Genomic DNA, 15,753 nt, shown 5'->3' on the forward strand with positions numbered 1-15,753 from the left:
GTTAACATCTCCAGCCACACCCGCCGGGGGATAAATCCCCCGTCTAATAGCTCAAGTCGGTTGAAACCGACTGAAATCCTTTTACCGTAACGTTTTCAGCCGGTTTTTAACCGGCTTTAGCTATGAGGCGGGGATTTTAATCCCCGCCGGATCCTCGGGTGAGTGCGATCGCGCCTAACTCAACAAAATCCGTAACGCTTTCAAGGCATTTGAGCGATTGCCATTGGCAATTTTGCCAAACCAATAATGCGCCTCCTCATTACTCATTGCCAGTACCCCATCGGTAATCTTGACAATTCGCTCAGTTTTGGAAAGCGGTTGCAGCGCTTGGAACAAAATTGCCAAACTTACCCCGGATTCTTCCGATAAAACATAGGCAGTTCGGCGTTTTTCGGATAAAGTGTTTGGGTCGTAATGATTCTGCTTGAGAACGGTATAAACCGCTTGTTTGGCAAGCACCAACCCATTGCCTTTTAACCGCCCCATGCGCCTCGCCGCTGGACGCTTTTTGGAACCCGCTTTTTTATAAGCGCATTGATACAGCTCCAAGGCAAAGTTATTATTTCCCGTAGGGACGACTCGTAACTGAAACTCTTGCATTAATAGGTAACTTTGGCGGTTAAAATTAAACGCTCAACCGGATTGCGATCCAGATGTTGTTTAATTGTAGCCAATTCTGACCCCGTTGGGACGATCGCCGGTTGAAATGCGATCGCAATTTTCAGGTTGACTTCTGCTTGCACTTCAGGACTATTCAGCAAATTGCTCAACGTCCGGAAAAAGTCCATAAATCCTGCCACTGGCCCTTGATATTCCAATCGCACGAACCGATCGCCGGTTTGCACCGTTGCAGTTTGGTCGATATCGGGTTGGAACCGCTGCAATAGAGCGATCGCCGTTCCCAATTTACGATAGTCCATGATGCGATCGACCGCAATGGTTAGGGATTCTATCGTTGCTACTTTATCATCAGACAGGCGATCGCTCAACTTGGCAAATACCGCATTCACCGTCCCATCCAGTTCGATAATCGGGGATTTTGCCTCGAACAAACTCGGTTGCGTCCCCTCTACAGCATAGCGAGAACCGCCAAACTCTTGCACGCGCGATCGCGTTGCTTCGGGCGAAACCATCGTTTCTCGTTCCAGAGTTTCCCCATTCCCATAATCCGCCACCACGCGAAACTGACAAGGTTGATTCACCGTCGTTTCATACTCGTCCGACGGGCGATAATCATTGCGAACTAAGGCATCATTGGCATACAAACTCACCGTTAGCGCCCCTTTCGCCCGCCACCGCACTCGCACCAGTTTTTCCGCGTCGGAACTGGGCAACAATTGAGCGCTCAATTCAATCGTTTTCGGGGCAGGCGGTTGCAGAATTCCCCGACGATACAACACCATGCGATCGGAAAATTCCACCGTCTCCGGTAGCGGCATTTTCTCCTCATCGGTTTTAATAAACAACCGTTCTCCCACCTTCAAATCCCAACTTCCTTGTTGCAATCCCTGACGAATCGTATCGCGCAACATTGCCACTTCTGCATCCAAGAGAATATTGAGGCTCAAATCTTTAGCAAACGCATCCCGTAGCGCTTTCGTCGTCCAAAAATCCAACCCCGCAGGCCACACTTTTTGTAAAATAAAAGCCGGGGCAAACGGTTTCGCATCCTCGCCGCGAATCTTGACGCAATCTTTCAGCGCTTTTAAAATCACTTCTTGTTGGTTATTCTTCACCGTACTCGATTCTTCTTGGGCGGGAAGCGTATAGTGCATCAATCCTTTTGGCGCTTTCACCGGATCGTTGGACGGATAGAATAAATGTCGATAGGCATTCGTCAGAGACATCCGCACCGCTAAATCCCCAGATCCTTGCTTTTCTCGCAGTTGCTTTTGCTGAGTTTCCGATAAATCTTGCAGGCGATTTTGACTGTTGAGGATATTGTGAATCGCTTTATATTCTCGGGCTTTTTCCATCGCTGTTTCTAATTCGCGATCGTTCGCCACTAAAAACAGCAGGCGATTGCGGTAGGTGCGAAATTTACCCGATTCTCCGGTGTTGTTAAAAATGCGATCGACCAAAGGCGGCGCTTCATCCATCGAACTGGAAACCGTCGTTTCGTCAAAATCAATTAAACATAACACCACTTCATCGGGTTTGTCATCCACATCCGAGGGACTGTCGGGACTCGACACCAAATCGAACAGTTTTTTAGCAAAAATGCTATCGCGACGCTGACGCAAATCTGCTTTCGCTTCACTGCGTCCCACTTGCTCTTTTTCTTCGGTAATAATTTTATTGATGGAAGGTTCTTCTTTAAATCGAGCTAAATTGGCGATCGGGTCGTAATCCAGATACCACGCCACTGCCAAAATCCGCTCTAAAACGCGCTCGATAAACCCGCTTTCCACACTGGGAGTTAATAACGATAAATTTAACTCTGCTTTGCGAATTCCGGAAGAAATGCCTTGGGTTAGAGAATGCAGAAAAATCGTCCGCGTCACCCAAGTAGAAAAGGGAGGTTTTCCCGCCACTTGCCATTCCTCATCCTGTACTTGTGCGTAAGCGGGTCTCCCATCGGGATTGTAAATATCCGCACCAATGGGGGGACGCATTTGCGGACGTTGCAATCGCGAGGTCAAATCATCGGTAATCTCGCGATCTAAACCGATGGGAATGTGATGGGGGTGAATCATCGGCATCCAAACCTCCGGTTTTTGCCACAAATGCCGCAACACTTGCGCGAATAAACGCAACGCCCCCCGGGTTTTTTGGAATTCGGGAATCGAGGCAATTTTTTTGGTCAGCAGGTTAAACAGTTCGGGGTGAAATGGATAGCTTTGAGCGATCGCTTTGGAATAGCTGGCATCCTTACAGCCTTCCGGTAAATCCAGGCGACTCCCGCGATAAGCACTTAAATATTCCGTTGCTGCTTGTTGCGCCGCATCTTCGCTGACGCTGACAAACATTCGCTGTTTGACAATGTTATAAATTTCAACATCCGTAGAAGGAGTTAAAACCCGTTCTTGCCTTGCCGAAGCACGCCTTGCCTCCTGCAAATCCATCGTTTCTACAGCAGCCTCAGCCTGTATCGCTTCTTGCAAATTGGTGGTTTCTGCCGCAAAGGTATCGGAGATGGAAGCGAGGGAATAAATTAACACCAAATTGTCACAAGAGGCGGCTAAATCCATCAGAGAAAATAAAAATGCCACCACTTGTTCGGCGAGGTCGCTTTTCCCCACAATTTTGGCTTTTGCCGATCGCAAATACCGGGCGATTTCATCCAAAGCGATCGCAGTGGGTTCTCCTCCCATCAACCGTTCCAATACCGAAGTTCCGGGACTGATGCCACTGGTATCGCTACCGCGCAACAATTCATATCCCGGAATTCCCCCGATTTGATAGGCAATTTCCCCCCACAAGGTATAAGTGGTGATGCCGCTATCCGCATGATAAATCCCTTGTTCCGGGTCTAAATCCCGTCCATCCACTGCAGCGACTTGAATCGGACGAGAGGGAATCAAGTTCAAATCCGTAAAGCGATCGAGTCCGGCGATCGCCCGTCCCTGCTTGCAAATGTGCCACAAGGCAATCAAATCGTGGGTTTTCCCCCCGCCAAAACTGGTTTCCAAGCGAATCAAAGGAGACCCCGCCCCCTGTTTGCTCAACCGGGTAAAGGTTTCGCGAATCAGAGTTTTGATGCCATCGGTGGGAAAGGTGTTGGCAAAAAAAGTATCGGCATCTTGGTAAACGTAAGGCGCTTTGCCTTCCACCACCAACCGCAGTTTCGCAGCGAATAAATCGAGTTTGAGTTCCCCTGATAGAATTTCCTCGCGAGGATGACAAGTTTTAAAGATGGATTGCAGCATTGATTTTTGGGGTCGAACAATAACAGACGGACGGATACACCAGTGTTATTTACTAATTTAGCGCAATCTGCGATCGCTGCCATGCTATGATTAAATAAAATTTAATAAACTCCTCTGATTTTTTCTCAGAGGAGTGTGACCCGCAGGCGATCGTCCCTGACTTTCGTGAGTTCTGTGAGGGCGCTGATGCTCGAAGACTGCACCGAGTCATCGATGAGCTGTTGGATGCCCTGGCGCTGGGAGTCGAACCATTCGGAGAGTGGGTTTTTGCTGGCTTTTCGTATAGCTATTTATGTGCGATAGGGCACCGCCCGCCCCTGTGCTGTACCACATGGGTCAACGCATGGGCGATCGCCTTGCGCCCCCCGCAAGTCCCCCTCGCGGGTCTAGGTAAAGTTATCTCAAAAATTAAGACAATTTCGCAACCTATGCCCTCACCGGCAGCAAGTTTATGCTATGGAAAGCTAAAGGGGATGCGATCGCCCCTGGGGGTCTGTGCGGATTCCGGGTGGCACCCCTCTATGGGCGTTCTACCGGCACCACAAACGAACTATTGGCGCGAACGAAACAACAGCTCGTGGAATACTCCCCGAAACTTCTTCTAACATAAAACCAGGGTTTCCCTCGGGTATCGGTAAGAATGCCAAATCCCGCCGGGCCGAGTTCGATTTCAAAGCGCTCCCCGCGATCGAGGGTGCCCACTGGGGACCAGTTGAGAATATCCAGGGTCACGTCGCTTCTCGGACTCGCGATCGCGGGATAAGAATATCGACCCATGCGACAGTTCAACCCATTGGGATCGGGATCGACGACCTTCCAATAGCGATGGGAGGTTCTTCCATAGTCTCCATTTTCGTTCGGTGTGGGAAGTGCTGATGCAGGCAATGCAGAGACTCCACAAGCCAAAATACCAGAGAGTGCAAGGGTGGTTATTTGTTTTAACATCGGGATATACTGCGAAACTAAACTGCGCGATCGCCTCACCGTTTTTACCCCCATTGCCACCTCGGAAATTTTTCTCTATTATGGCTACAACCGTAGCTATGCAATTTTTGGAATTTTGGCGAATTGCCGTTCTCGGGGTGGGGTTGAAATCGGAAACCGGGAGGGAGGCGATCGCTATTTTTCCTCCCCATTCATCCGATTATTTCCCACTTCAGAAGTGACCAGTTCAAGTCATAAGTCACCGGAAATCAAAAGTAGATTGTTCTGGGGGTGACAGAAATGAATAACGGGGGTAAACAATCCGGTAATCTTAGTTAAATTTATCGAATTTTGCAGAAAAAATCCCCTAACGCAGGTATGAATTTAACGAGGTTCAAAATGAGTAAAATTGTAACAAGAGCAACTGGTGCGATCGCCCGCAGGTGGCAATTTACCCGGTTTAAATATTAAGTTTTTTAAAAAACCGGTTTTTCACCCGACATTTAGAGGTATAATGCGGTACACCATTTTGAGTCTGGTGTGGGATGGGCAAAACTCGCCAGGGGCTTTGCATCTGCGCCCGATCTGAAATTGCGTTTCAATTTGTGAAAATCCACCGAAAGTTGAGGAAGTTTGAAGGTTTATGAGCCAAGAACCCAATTACCGCTTTGAAACCCTCCAAGTTCACGCCGGCCAAGAACCGGCACCAGGGACGAATGCCCGCGCCGTTCCGATTTACCAAACCACCTCTTACGTCTTCGACGACGCGGATCACGGAGCGCGCCTGTTTGCCTTGCAAGAATTCGGGAATATTTACACCCGGATCATGAACCCCACCACTGACGTCTTCGAGAAGCGGATCGCAGCGTTAGAGGGGGGAGTAATGGGATTAGCCACCGCCAGCGGGCAAGCCGCGCAATTTTTAGCCCTCAGCACGATTTGCTCTGCGGGAGATAACATCGTCTCCACCAGTTTTCTGTATGGCGGAACCTACAACCAATTTAAAGTCGCCTTTCCGCGATTGGGGATCGACGTAAAATTTGTAGAAGGGGATGACCCGGAAGGATTTCGCAAAGCGATCGACAAAAACACGAAAGCGCTTTATGTGGAAACCATCGGCAATCCGGAGTGCAATATTCCCGATTTTGCCCTGTTATCCCACATTGCCCACGAAAACGGAATTCCCCTGGTTGTAGACAACACCTTTGGTTGTGGCGGCTATTTATGCAGACCCATCGAACATGGAGCCGATATCGTCACCGAATCCGCGACCAAATGGATTGGCGGGCACGGAACTTCTATTGGTGGGGTTATCGTCGATTCGGGTAAATTTGACTGGGGAAATGGGAAATTCCCGGTATTTACCGAACCCTCTCCCGGCTATCATGGGTTAAATTTCTACGAAACCTTCGGGCCGCAAAGTCAGTTTGGCAATATTGCCTTTATCATTCGCGCCCGGGTGGAAGGATTGCGCGACATCGGACCGGCGATGAGTCCGTTTAATGCCTTCTTATTGTTGCAGGGATTAGAAACCCTGTCCCTGCGCGTCCAGCGTCAAGCCGATAATGCGTTGGAACTGGCGCGCTGGTTGTCGAAACATCCCCAAGTCACTTGGGTTAAATATGCCGGACTCGAAGATAATCCCTATCACGAACGGGCGAAAAAATACCTGCGAAATGGCTTTGGCTGCGTGTTGAATTTTGGCATTAAAGGTGGAATGGAAGCCGGACGTGCCTTTATCAATAAGGTCAATTTAGCCAGTCATTTGGCCAACGTAGGCGATGCGAAAACCTTGGTGATTCATCCAGCTTCGACCACTCACCAGCAGCTTTCTGAAGCAGAACAAGCGACTTCTGGCGTGACGCCGGATATGATTCGGGTTGCGGTGGGAATCGAACATATTGATGACATCAAGGAAGATTTCGATCGCGCCTTTAACGGTTAACCCTGACAGGCTGTTGGGTTAAATGGTGCGACGATCGCCACCAAAATGTGGCTTAGTTGGTTTGTGCTAAAATAGGCTAGCGGCGCAGGAGCGCTGCTAGTCCCAAGTTGCTCTCGGACGGTAAAGCCTGAAGGCGAGGGAAGAGGGTTAAAAGAAAATAAGTGTGTGTCCTACACCACAAAAAAAAAGATGCACGCGGGAAAGTATTGAAGTAAAATCTAAAAAAATCTGGGGTAAAGCTTTACCCTAGCAGAGTTAAAATATGACAGCGCACGAAGGCCGATGTATGTCTAGCGCTGGGTGCGCTTTCATAGCAATGAGGCGATCGCGAAAGAAGAAAAAATTATGAAGTACCAATGGTTTATTTCCCCGGAAACGCAGTTTTGCGAACTTCCCCGGCCCGTCATCCTCGAATCGGGAGAAGTCCTGATGGGGGTGCAAGTGGCCTATCGAACCTGGGGAGAACTCAATGCCACCGGAGATAATGCGGTGGTGATTTGCCATGCCTTGACCGGGTGGGCGGATGCGGATCGGTGGTGGGAACCCTTGATCGGACCGGGGAAAGCCCTGGATCCAGAGCGAGATTTCATTATTTGCAGCAACGTATTGGGCAGTTGTTACGGCACCACTGGTCCGATCTCGGTGAATCCCACCACGGGCTGTCCCTACGGGCCGGATTTTCCCCGGATTACGATTCGGGATATGGTGCGGGTACAGGAGGCGCTGCTGGAAACCCTAGGCGTAGAAACAGTGCAACTGGCGATCGGGGGCAGTTTGGGGGGCATGCAGGTGCTAGAATGGGCGGCGCTTTACCCGGAAAAAGTGGAAGCGATCGCCTCGATTGCCGCTTGTGGGCGTCACTCTGCCTGGGCGATGGCGTTAGGCGAAGCGCAGCGACAAACCATCTATGCCGACCCCCACTGGCGAGAAGGCTATTACACCATCGAACAACCTCCCGCCTCGGGAATGGCTGCAGCGCGGATGATGGCCATGTGTACCTATCGCTCTTGGCCGAGTTTCGAGCAAAAATGCGGCAGGGAAAAACAAGAGGATGGACGCTTCGCAATCTCGAGCTATCTGCAATACCAAGGAGAAAAATTCCTCAAACGCTTTGATGCCAATACCTACATCACCCTCTCCCACGCAATGGACGCCCACGATGTGTCGCGCGGGGTGGGGGATTATCACCAAGCATTGGCCAGTATCCAACAACCGGCCCTAATCGTCTCCATTGACTCCGACGTTCTCTATCCCCCCACGGAACAACAAGAACTCGCTTCCTATTTGCCGAATGCCAAACTGGCGTGGTTGCATTCTCCCCACGGTCACGATGCGTTTCTCATCGAAATGGAGCATCTCAACAATATGGTGTTCGACTTTCGCACGCGAGAACTGCACTGGCATCGCCGCAACCACTCCAGAAAGGGACTGACTCCGATCTGGCGCTTGGAGAATTGAATGCCGGGGAATGTGGGACGCCGCTGTGAATCCGTCCCACGGGTTTGTTTCCCCTGCGCCGCCCGGATGACTCACCCGGCGCGGGTCACGTGACTCAAGAAAGCGGTTTGGGATGCAAGGAGTTTGACGCCACACAGCGGGTTCCGTGGGGGTCGAGGGTAACGGCTTTTGCCTGGGCGAGCACACCGCACTCTTGCCAGGTTTCCTGCATGGCGATCGCCACCGTATCGGCTTTCCCTGCAGGGCTGAGCGCCAGTAACGTCGGGCCTGCACCGCTAATGGCCAATCCATAGGCACCGGCATCTAAGGCGGCTTCATATACGGTTTGATATCCCGGAATTAACGCTTGTCGGTAAGGCTGATGGATGCGATCGCCCATCGCCACGCGCAACCACTTCCCGTTCCCGGTTTCCAATCCGCGCAACAATAACCCTAAATGGGCGGTGTTGAAAATAGCATCGGCCCGAGTGTAGTGCTGCGGTAAGACGTTGCGCGCTTTTTCCGTGGAGAGTTCAAAATCCGGAATCGCCACCACCGGTACCACTTCGGGATGCCAAGGAATTTCGCAAATCTCCCAGTGTGGACTAAGGGAGTTTTTCCCGTTGCGACAATCTTGCGCGGCTAAACGACAGCCTCCCAATAGGGCGGGGACGACGTTATCTGGGTGTTTTTCCATCGCGATCGCCAGTCGGATCACCTCCTGTTGGGGTAAGGGCAAGCCGGCGAGATAATTGGCACCCATTAATCCCCCGGCGATCGCGGTGGCGGAACTGCCCAATCCTCTGGCTAACGGCACGCCCAGTTCGATTTCGAGGTGTAACGGCGGCGGCGCTTCGCCGATGTAGTCGTACAATTTGACAAAGGATTTATAAACCAAGTTGGTGGCGTCGGTACTGACGCGATCGGCTTCTAAACCTTTGACGGAAACGAACAGGGAGCGATCGGCGGGCAGATCCGCATCCAGGTGGGAAAATTTAAACCGATTGTACAGCGCTAATGCGGCTCCGATACAGTCAAACCCCGGTCCGAGGTTCGCAGTGGTCGCCGGTACGCTGAGGATAACAGACTCAGTAGAAGACATGAAAGAATTCTCAGGAGAGAGGCGCTGAGGCGCATAACATCTAGATTGCATATTTTAATGGGTAATTCCTGCCAGGTAAATTGACTAAATCCCCTTGACATTTCAAGGGAACTCTAGGCGCTACTTTGAACTCGGATTGCCGTTCCATCGGCGTTGGACTCCCCCCACCTCTCCCAGCCATTTCTTGGAGATTGATGCCCGCTGAGGTGACGGAAAGCCTCAATCGGAGGATTGAAACGCGGCGCTCCAATAATTGCCAGTTTTTTATGAGTAACCAAGGATGCAAATTCTTTTGCCTACCGAACTTAACAACTGCAGCAATAATCAAGGACAAGTGACCGAGGACAAATGACCGAGGACAAATACGCAAGCGTGCCTCTGAGGCTCGCCTTCTTTAAAGATAATGACGGATGTCTCTGGCGCAACGTCATCACTCCTGAGTGGTAAATTTTATCCCCTATTGCAAATTAAATGTATTGGCTTTCGGGGCAAAGTGGCACGGCATGTTAGAGTGCCGCCGCTACATATTCTTATCTTGACATGAGAGCGTCACCACTTACCTTTAAAATTTGCGATTTTTATTCTCTTTGTCGATCGCCCAAGCTCCAATCCAGGCTAATATCCCAATGGCTAAGGGAAAGGCTGCAGAACCAACCGCCCAGAATAACACAGCCACAGCGATCGCCAGCATGGCGGTAATTAAGGCATCGGATTGCACCACTTTGCGCTCTCTGGGGGTGGCACCTAAGATTTGCACCCAAAAATATCCGATCGCCACCGCCGCGATCGCCGCCGCGATCGTGGTTCTATCCGTGACGTTGTTTTCCGCCAACTGTCCCACCCAGCTCTCGGATGCGATCGCGGCACCAAACGCTAAGGCGGCAGATCCGGCCCATCCTAAGTACAGGATATCAATTTTTGCGCCGCCGAGTTTTTTCACCAAAACCCGCAAGAGTAAATGAAACGCCACCGCTAACAGCAGGAATGACAGGGCTAACCCCAATCCCTGTTTGGCAAATCCCGCCCACATCCACGCGCTGGTTTCCACTCCGCGAAACCCCTTGACGATCGCCACGATCGCCGCGACTACCGTGGCGATCGCGCTGACGATCGCTGCAGCGCCGGTGAGAAATTTAATCGCAAAGGCAGTGGTGCAGGTTCTTCTCGGGCCCCCGGAACCGAATGGACCTTTTGCCAAATGCTGCGCGATCGGCCAAAATACCACCAAACCCACGGGTAAGGAGAGGGCCACTTTCGCACTGAAAGCATCCTCAACTCCCACACGGAAAGCATCCTCCACCACCGCACTGAAAGCATCTATCTCCACTACCACTAAACCCCACGCGCCACCGAAGGCGAGTAATAGCGCGAATCCAAGAAGAAATAGCCAGCGTTCCGTCCCCATTGGGTAAGTGCCCGTTAATTGTGTTCGGTTGTCAAAGGATTTTATCTTATTTGCGATCGCCGCGCGATCGAGGGATGGGCTTTTACTCGATTGTCCCGATTTAGGGTGGTGATTTTCCCGGTGAGAATAACATTTTCTGAGATCGACCCATCCCGCAAACATTACAGATTGCCAATCTTCTCAACCGCCAAAAAATGAGGGTGTGCGGAGTCGAGAATGGCAAGAGGCGATCGCCTCTCCTATTTTTCAGGATCCCCATCCTTGTCAGTCCTCTCCCCTCTGTAGATCGCTCCATCGGCCTAAGTTTTATGAAACCATTGGGATCCTAACGATGGCAGAACACTTTAAATGCCCTAATTGGCGAGCGATAAACTCGGTTTGTCCGAGTTGCTTAACTCGGAAAGGAAGTGTTTGGCTTTAAATGCCCTAATTGGCGAGCGATAAACTCGGTTTGTTCGAGTTGCTGAACTCCGAAAGGAAGTCGCTGACTATCCTCCACAGCCATAATCCTCTCCCAGCTTTTGCGCTCGTCAAACCATTGGAATCCTGCTTGTTTGGCTAAATTTCTATCATCATAAGAAACCACAGCCTTGAAGCGTGCTTTGGGCCTCAAGGCTCGTTCAAACATTTCTTCTAAATTTTCCATGCGGTCAAATAGGGCTGCAATCAGTTGGCAATCGGTTAGCGCTCGATGTGCTGTAGAGACCCCAATATCGTGTGCGAGAGCCAAATGGACGAGGGACTGACCGGGTCGTGTTTGCTTCGGCCATTCAAAGTCGTGACAGGTGCAAACCCAAGAGAGCGGCTGACCGTTGGCATTGAATAAGGTGGGGATTGGGATCTCGTCATTTTTAGGAAGGCCAAACCATTTTTTATCGAACTGTGCATTGTGTGCCACTACTAATTCGGCCTCTCGCGCCATATCCGTCAGCATTGCCAACCCTCTATGGGTGAGTTCAACAGTTATATTTCGTAATGCAGTTTCCTTTATCCGGTTGATATGCGCTGCTGGATTGCTGTCGGCAGGGATGAGAGTGGAGCATTCCTGGAGAGCCGTCCGATGCTTGACAGAATACAAGATCGCTCCCACCTCAATGACTTGTCCGCGTTGAATATCCAAATCTGTTGTCTCGGTGTCCACAATCAAAACCCGATCTACGGGTGGCTCCTGAGTCAGGTGTTGAACTGGATTAGCTGGGAGCGTCGTGGTTTCTGGGTTTGGGGGATTTTTTGAGTCCACCATAGAGCCTCCTGGAGAGGTGTTGTATAAATGAACAACATTACTCTAGCATCTGTGGCTTAAAATAACAAACTGTGGCATAATAAAACAACAAACTCGCGAAGCGTCCCCTCGGCATTCCCCCCAGCCGCGCTGGGCGGGTCGCGAAATTTAAGGGTGCTGCCGAGAAATTGACCTCGTTTCGGCACAATATGCACAATATAAAGAAAGCAAGGGCGTAATTGAGGAGGTAAGGAGATGTTGGGTCTAACCTTAAGGAAAGAGTTTCAGGGCAAGCGGCTCAAGGGCACTGCTATTGAACTGGCAAACGATAACAAGACTTGAGCCACTCAGATTCCGGCTCGAGAATTTTTGAAGATTACCTATCCTTCCGGCGATTTGCTGAAAGCGATTGAAGCCATTGAGCCGGATCGAGGTCTCCCATAGTGAATTTGGGGATGGGGTCGTCATCGAACCGCCACGCGAGGGATACGTGCGGGCATTTTTTGGAAGTGGGGAAAAGCAAGTTGCGATCGCTTCTGTCCGCCCTCAACTCTCCCGCAATCAGCCCATTATTGAGGGGGTTAAGGGAACCTGGGAACGCATGCGACAAATTTGGTTAGTCTATCAAGCGCATTTCCTGCCACTAATGGAAAGTGCTGCCTCCCTGACGGCGGCAAAAATTGACTTACTGCCTCACCAAATTGTATTAACCCATCGCATTGCTACCGCCAGTCCTCGACGATTCCTGATTGCTGACGAAGTAGGTTTGGGTAAAACAATTGAAACTGCTTTAATTTTGCGAGAACTCGCGAGTCGCGGTGAAATGAAACGGGCGCTGATGGTGGTTACAGCGGGATTGGTGAACAACTGGCATTATGAATTAAATGAAGTGTTTAATTTAGGGTTTGAGGTATTTGGCAGCGAAGGGGATGTGAGCGATCGCAAATCGAATGCCTTTGCCAAACACGATCGTCTGATTGCGAGTATCGATAGTTTGAAAATGGCAAAACGTCTGAAAAAACTTCAGACTGCGCCCGCTTGGGATTTAGTCGTATTTGACGAAGCTCATCACCTCACTGCCTCTAAAAGCGGCAGTAAAGTACGCAAGACCCAAAAATACAAATTGGCTGAGATGCTCAAAGATAAAACCCGCGATTTATTGTTACTCTCAGCCACTCCCCACCAAGGCGATCGGTTTCGGTTTTGGATGTTGGTTCAGCTTTTAAATTATACCTTATTCACCAATCCAGAAGACATGGTAGAAAATCGCCATCGTCTGAACGCTATCATCTTTCGGCGTACTAAAGCCGATGCTTGCAAAGCCGATGGTTCATTATTATTTGCCCGCCGTCAGGTGGTTACAGAAGCGTTCGTGATGTCAAACTCAAAACGCCGGTTTTACCGGGAACTGCGAACCTATTTAGAAGATGGTTTTGCCCTAGCAAAAAACCAAGGAAATCAAGGACGGGCACTAGGCTTTGTTATGGCAATTTTTCAAAAAATTGCCGCATCGAGTTTTGCAGCAGTCCGCCGCACTCTACAACGTCGGTTGCTGACGCTGACGATTCACGAAGGAATTTTATATGACCAAGCTCTCGATATTGATAAACGAGAAAAACTATATGAGGAAGCCAAACAATTAATTCGGGCTGAGCATCATCTCGGTGATGACCCTATTAGCCGCAGTGAAGCGGATCGGCTTTTTGCCGATTGGAAGCACAGAATTCTCAAAAAAATTGATAATTCTGAATTAGAAATTGCGGCAGATGCTTACAGCAGTAAATTAGCTGCAGATAGTGGAGAGGATGCTGCCGTATCTGTTGTCAACTTAGCACTACCAGAAGAACGCGATCGCATTCATTACCTTCTCAAGTATTTTCCGGAACAGACAGAGACTAAGGTTGAAAAACTCCTTTATGCTCTGGGCAAGTTATGGCATGAAAATCCACAGGAAAAAATTGTCATTTTTGCAACGTATTTAGGAACTGTTAACTCGATAGAACGAGAAATAGAAGCGGCTTATCCAGGTCAGGGTGTGGTGGTGCTTCGGGGTGGCGATCGCGCAAGTAAACTCGCCGCAGAACGCAAGTTCCGTCAAAAAGATGGCCCGAAAGTGTTAATTTGTACTGCAGCAGGACGAGAAGGAATTAACTTGCAGTTTGCCCGCATTTTATTTAACTTTGACCTCCCTTGGAACCCAATGGATATCGAACAGCGAATAGGGCGGATTCATCGGTATGGACAAAATGATACAGCACAAGTTTACCATTTGGTTTTATCCGATACCATTGAAGGAAAAATCTTTTTACTCTTGAATGAGAAACTAAAAGAGATTGCCCAGGGTGTGGGTAAAGTGGACGATCGCGGTAACATTGCTGAAGATTTTCGCTCTCAAATTTTAGGCCAGCTTTCCGAACGCATCAGTTACGATCGCCTCTATCAGGAAGCACTTTCAGATCCAGAGTTAAAACGAACTAAACACGAACTAGCAACCGCTTTAAGGAATGCAGCAGAAGCGCGAAAAGTTGTATTTGAATTATTCCAAGATATTGAAGGATTTAGCATTGATGAATATAAACCCTTGTCCGATGTGAAAGCTGGGATGGATCGGTTAGTGCGCTTTTTGATTTCTGCTGTGGAGGATAAGAAACGAACCATCAAGCGCGTCGATGATGAAATTTTTGATATTTACAGCGAGAGTGGAGAGAAAATCTTGCGGTTTACCACCAGTCGAGAAATCGCACGCGATCGCGACGATGTGGATCTGATGGGTCTGGATCACCCCCTTCTGCAACAAGAACTGCAACGGTGGCAAAATCTCCCTCCTGAAGAACTCGGAGTTGCGATCGCCGATGATGATGGGACATCAGCCATTTTGACCTGGTGGTTAATAGAGATCCAAGGCAAAAAAGGAGAACAGCGATTTGTTCTCAAGTCGTTGGCGATCGATCCAAATGGCAAACGGATTCCTACCATAGAACATCAAGGGGATGATATTTTATTACAAACCCCAACGTTACCCGTTTTAAAAGTGTCAGACCGTCAACGGTTGCTGCAAGATTATTTGGAACCCACCCTCAATCGAGAACTGCAATATCAAGGACTAACTCCAACTCAAGGAGGATTTTCCAGTCAACTGATAGGATGGGTTGAAATCCAAGGAAAAACTGGGAATAATGAAGCTAAGCAATCCCAAGAAGATTTGGCAGAACCGACATTTGGTAAAACAATCCGGCAAGCCAGAAAGACAAAAGGGTACACCCTGAGAGAACTTGCTTGTTTGGTGAATCTGGATTATTCTTATCTCTCTAGACTAGAAAATGAAAAAGCAGAATATGCGCCCAGCGAAGATGCGATTCGTTCTTTAGCACAAGTTCTCGATCTAGATGAGGAAAAGTTAATTTACTTGGTAGGGCGCATTCCCCAAGCTGAAGAAGATTTTCTTAAGAAAAATTCGGACAAACTTCCCAGTTTATTTCGAGTGATGCAGGAAAATCCAGAGTTTGCCGATAAAATTTTTGCAGAAGCTCAAAAAGCTTTAGATTGGTAAGTTTCATCCCTCCTCAAGGGGGGATATTCTACCATTCTTCCCTCGGGATGTTAGAGTTTGCATCCCCCCAGACCCCGAACAAAGGGGCGTAAATCCACAAGCATCTCTAAGACAAATGCCTGAAAAATGCTATCCTATTGGGTTGAAAAAATAATCAGGCATCATCCATTTGTGAGGATAAGAGTACAACCGATAATCCCGATCGCCTCTCTCCATCCAGACTTAACGCAATCCTCGGTCTCGCAACCAAGCATCGGTCCAAATGGCATCGGATTGACACAGAGGCGGTATCGGTTCTC

At 49.4% G+C, this 15,753-nt stretch carries 9 protein-coding genes; 3 read left to right on the forward strand and 6 right to left on the reverse strand.

Translation table 11 applies throughout. The features are described from left to right. Positions 1-174: 174 nt before the first annotated feature. The 3 genes from AC0QH1_RS02845 to AC0QH1_RS02855 form a co-directional block, all read right to left on the reverse strand. The gene (locus AC0QH1_RS02845) at positions 175-600 is read right to left on the reverse strand and encodes a DUF7680 family protein (RefSeq protein WP_324629298.1); all 426 of its coding nucleotides are present in this window, start codon (positions 598-600) and stop codon (positions 175-177) included. Then, entirely contained in the window at positions 600-3,869 is a 3,270-nt protein-coding gene (locus AC0QH1_RS02850; protein WP_324629299.1) for an ATP-binding protein, read from the reverse strand. The genes AC0QH1_RS02845 and AC0QH1_RS02850 overlap by 1 nt, the downstream gene beginning before the upstream one ends. A gap of 519 nt (positions 3,870-4,388) precedes the next feature. Further along, a complete protein-coding gene (locus AC0QH1_RS02855; protein ID WP_324629300.1) occupies positions 4,389-4,868 on the reverse strand; it encodes a hypothetical protein in 480 nt (159 codons plus the stop codon). A gap of 568 nt (positions 4,869-5,436) precedes the next feature. Between AC0QH1_RS02855 and AC0QH1_RS02860 the strand changes: the two genes are divergently transcribed. Together AC0QH1_RS02860 and metX are read left to right on the forward strand one after the other, a co-directional pair. Then, positions 5,437-6,738, forward strand: coding sequence for an O-acetylhomoserine aminocarboxypropyltransferase/cysteine synthase family protein (locus tag AC0QH1_RS02860; protein ID WP_324629301.1), 1,302 nt, complete (start codon positions 5,437-5,439; stop codon positions 6,736-6,738). 345 nt (positions 6,739-7,083) lie between these two features. After that, complete coding sequence (metX, locus tag AC0QH1_RS02865) at positions 7,084-8,196, forward strand: homoserine O-acetyltransferase MetX (protein WP_324629302.1); 1,113 nt, start codon at positions 7,084-7,086, stop codon at positions 8,194-8,196. A gap of 94 nt (positions 8,197-8,290) precedes the next feature. On the opposite strand, the gene thrB is transcribed toward metX, so the two are convergent. The 3 genes from thrB to AC0QH1_RS02880 form a co-directional block, all read right to left on the reverse strand. Next, the gene (gene thrB / locus AC0QH1_RS02870; protein ID WP_324629303.1) at positions 8,291-9,277 is read right to left on the reverse strand and encodes a homoserine kinase; all 987 of its coding nucleotides are present in this window, start codon (positions 9,275-9,277) and stop codon (positions 8,291-8,293) included. A gap of 562 nt (positions 9,278-9,839) precedes the next feature. After that, positions 9,840-10,844 (reverse strand): hypothetical protein, encoded by a 1,005-nt coding sequence (locus AC0QH1_RS02875; protein ID WP_324629304.1) that lies wholly within the window; start codon positions 10,842-10,844, stop codon positions 9,840-9,842. A gap of 229 nt (positions 10,845-11,073) precedes the next feature. Next, positions 11,074-11,925 (reverse strand): 3'-5' exonuclease, encoded by an 852-nt coding sequence (locus tag AC0QH1_RS02880; RefSeq protein WP_324629305.1) that lies wholly within the window; start codon positions 11,923-11,925, stop codon positions 11,074-11,076. A 397-nt stretch (positions 11,926-12,322) separates the two neighbouring features. Between AC0QH1_RS02880 and AC0QH1_RS02885 the strand changes: the two genes are divergently transcribed. Beyond that, the gene (locus tag AC0QH1_RS02885) at positions 12,323-15,454 is read left to right on the forward strand and encodes an SNF2-related protein (RefSeq protein ID WP_324629307.1); all 3,132 of its coding nucleotides are present in this window, start codon (positions 12,323-12,325) and stop codon (positions 15,452-15,454) included. Positions 15,455-15,753 lie beyond the last annotated feature (299 nt).

The organism is Phormidium sp. CCY1219 (assembly GCF_055795085.1).

Excerpts from the sequence above, each read along its gene's own strand:
- AC0QH1_RS02880 (WP_324629305.1), bottom strand. The coding sequence starts at position 11,925 with ATGGTGGACTCAAAAAATCCCCCAAACCCAGAAACCACGACGCTCCCA.
- thrB (WP_324629303.1), bottom strand. The coding sequence starts at position 9,277 with ATGTCTTCTACTGAGTCTGTTATCCTCAGCGTACCGGCGACCACTGCG.
- AC0QH1_RS02850 (WP_324629299.1), bottom strand. The coding sequence starts at position 3,869 with ATGCTGCAATCCATCTTTAAAACTTGTCATCCTCGCGAGGAAATTCTA.
- AC0QH1_RS02845 (WP_324629298.1), bottom strand. The coding sequence starts at position 600 with ATGCAAGAGTTTCAGTTACGAGTCGTCCCTACGGGAAATAATAACTTT.
- AC0QH1_RS02860 (WP_324629301.1), top strand. The coding sequence starts at position 5,437 with ATGAGCCAAGAACCCAATTACCGCTTTGAAACCCTCCAAGTTCACGCC.
- AC0QH1_RS02855 (WP_324629300.1), bottom strand. The coding sequence starts at position 4,868 with ATGGGGGTAAAAACGGTGAGGCGATCGCGCAGTTTAGTTTCGCAGTAT.
- metX (WP_324629302.1), top strand. The coding sequence starts at position 7,084 with ATGAAGTACCAATGGTTTATTTCCCCGGAAACGCAGTTTTGCGAACTT.
- AC0QH1_RS02875 (WP_324629304.1), bottom strand. The coding sequence starts at position 10,844 with ATGTTTGCGGGATGGGTCGATCTCAGAAAATGTTATTCTCACCGGGAA.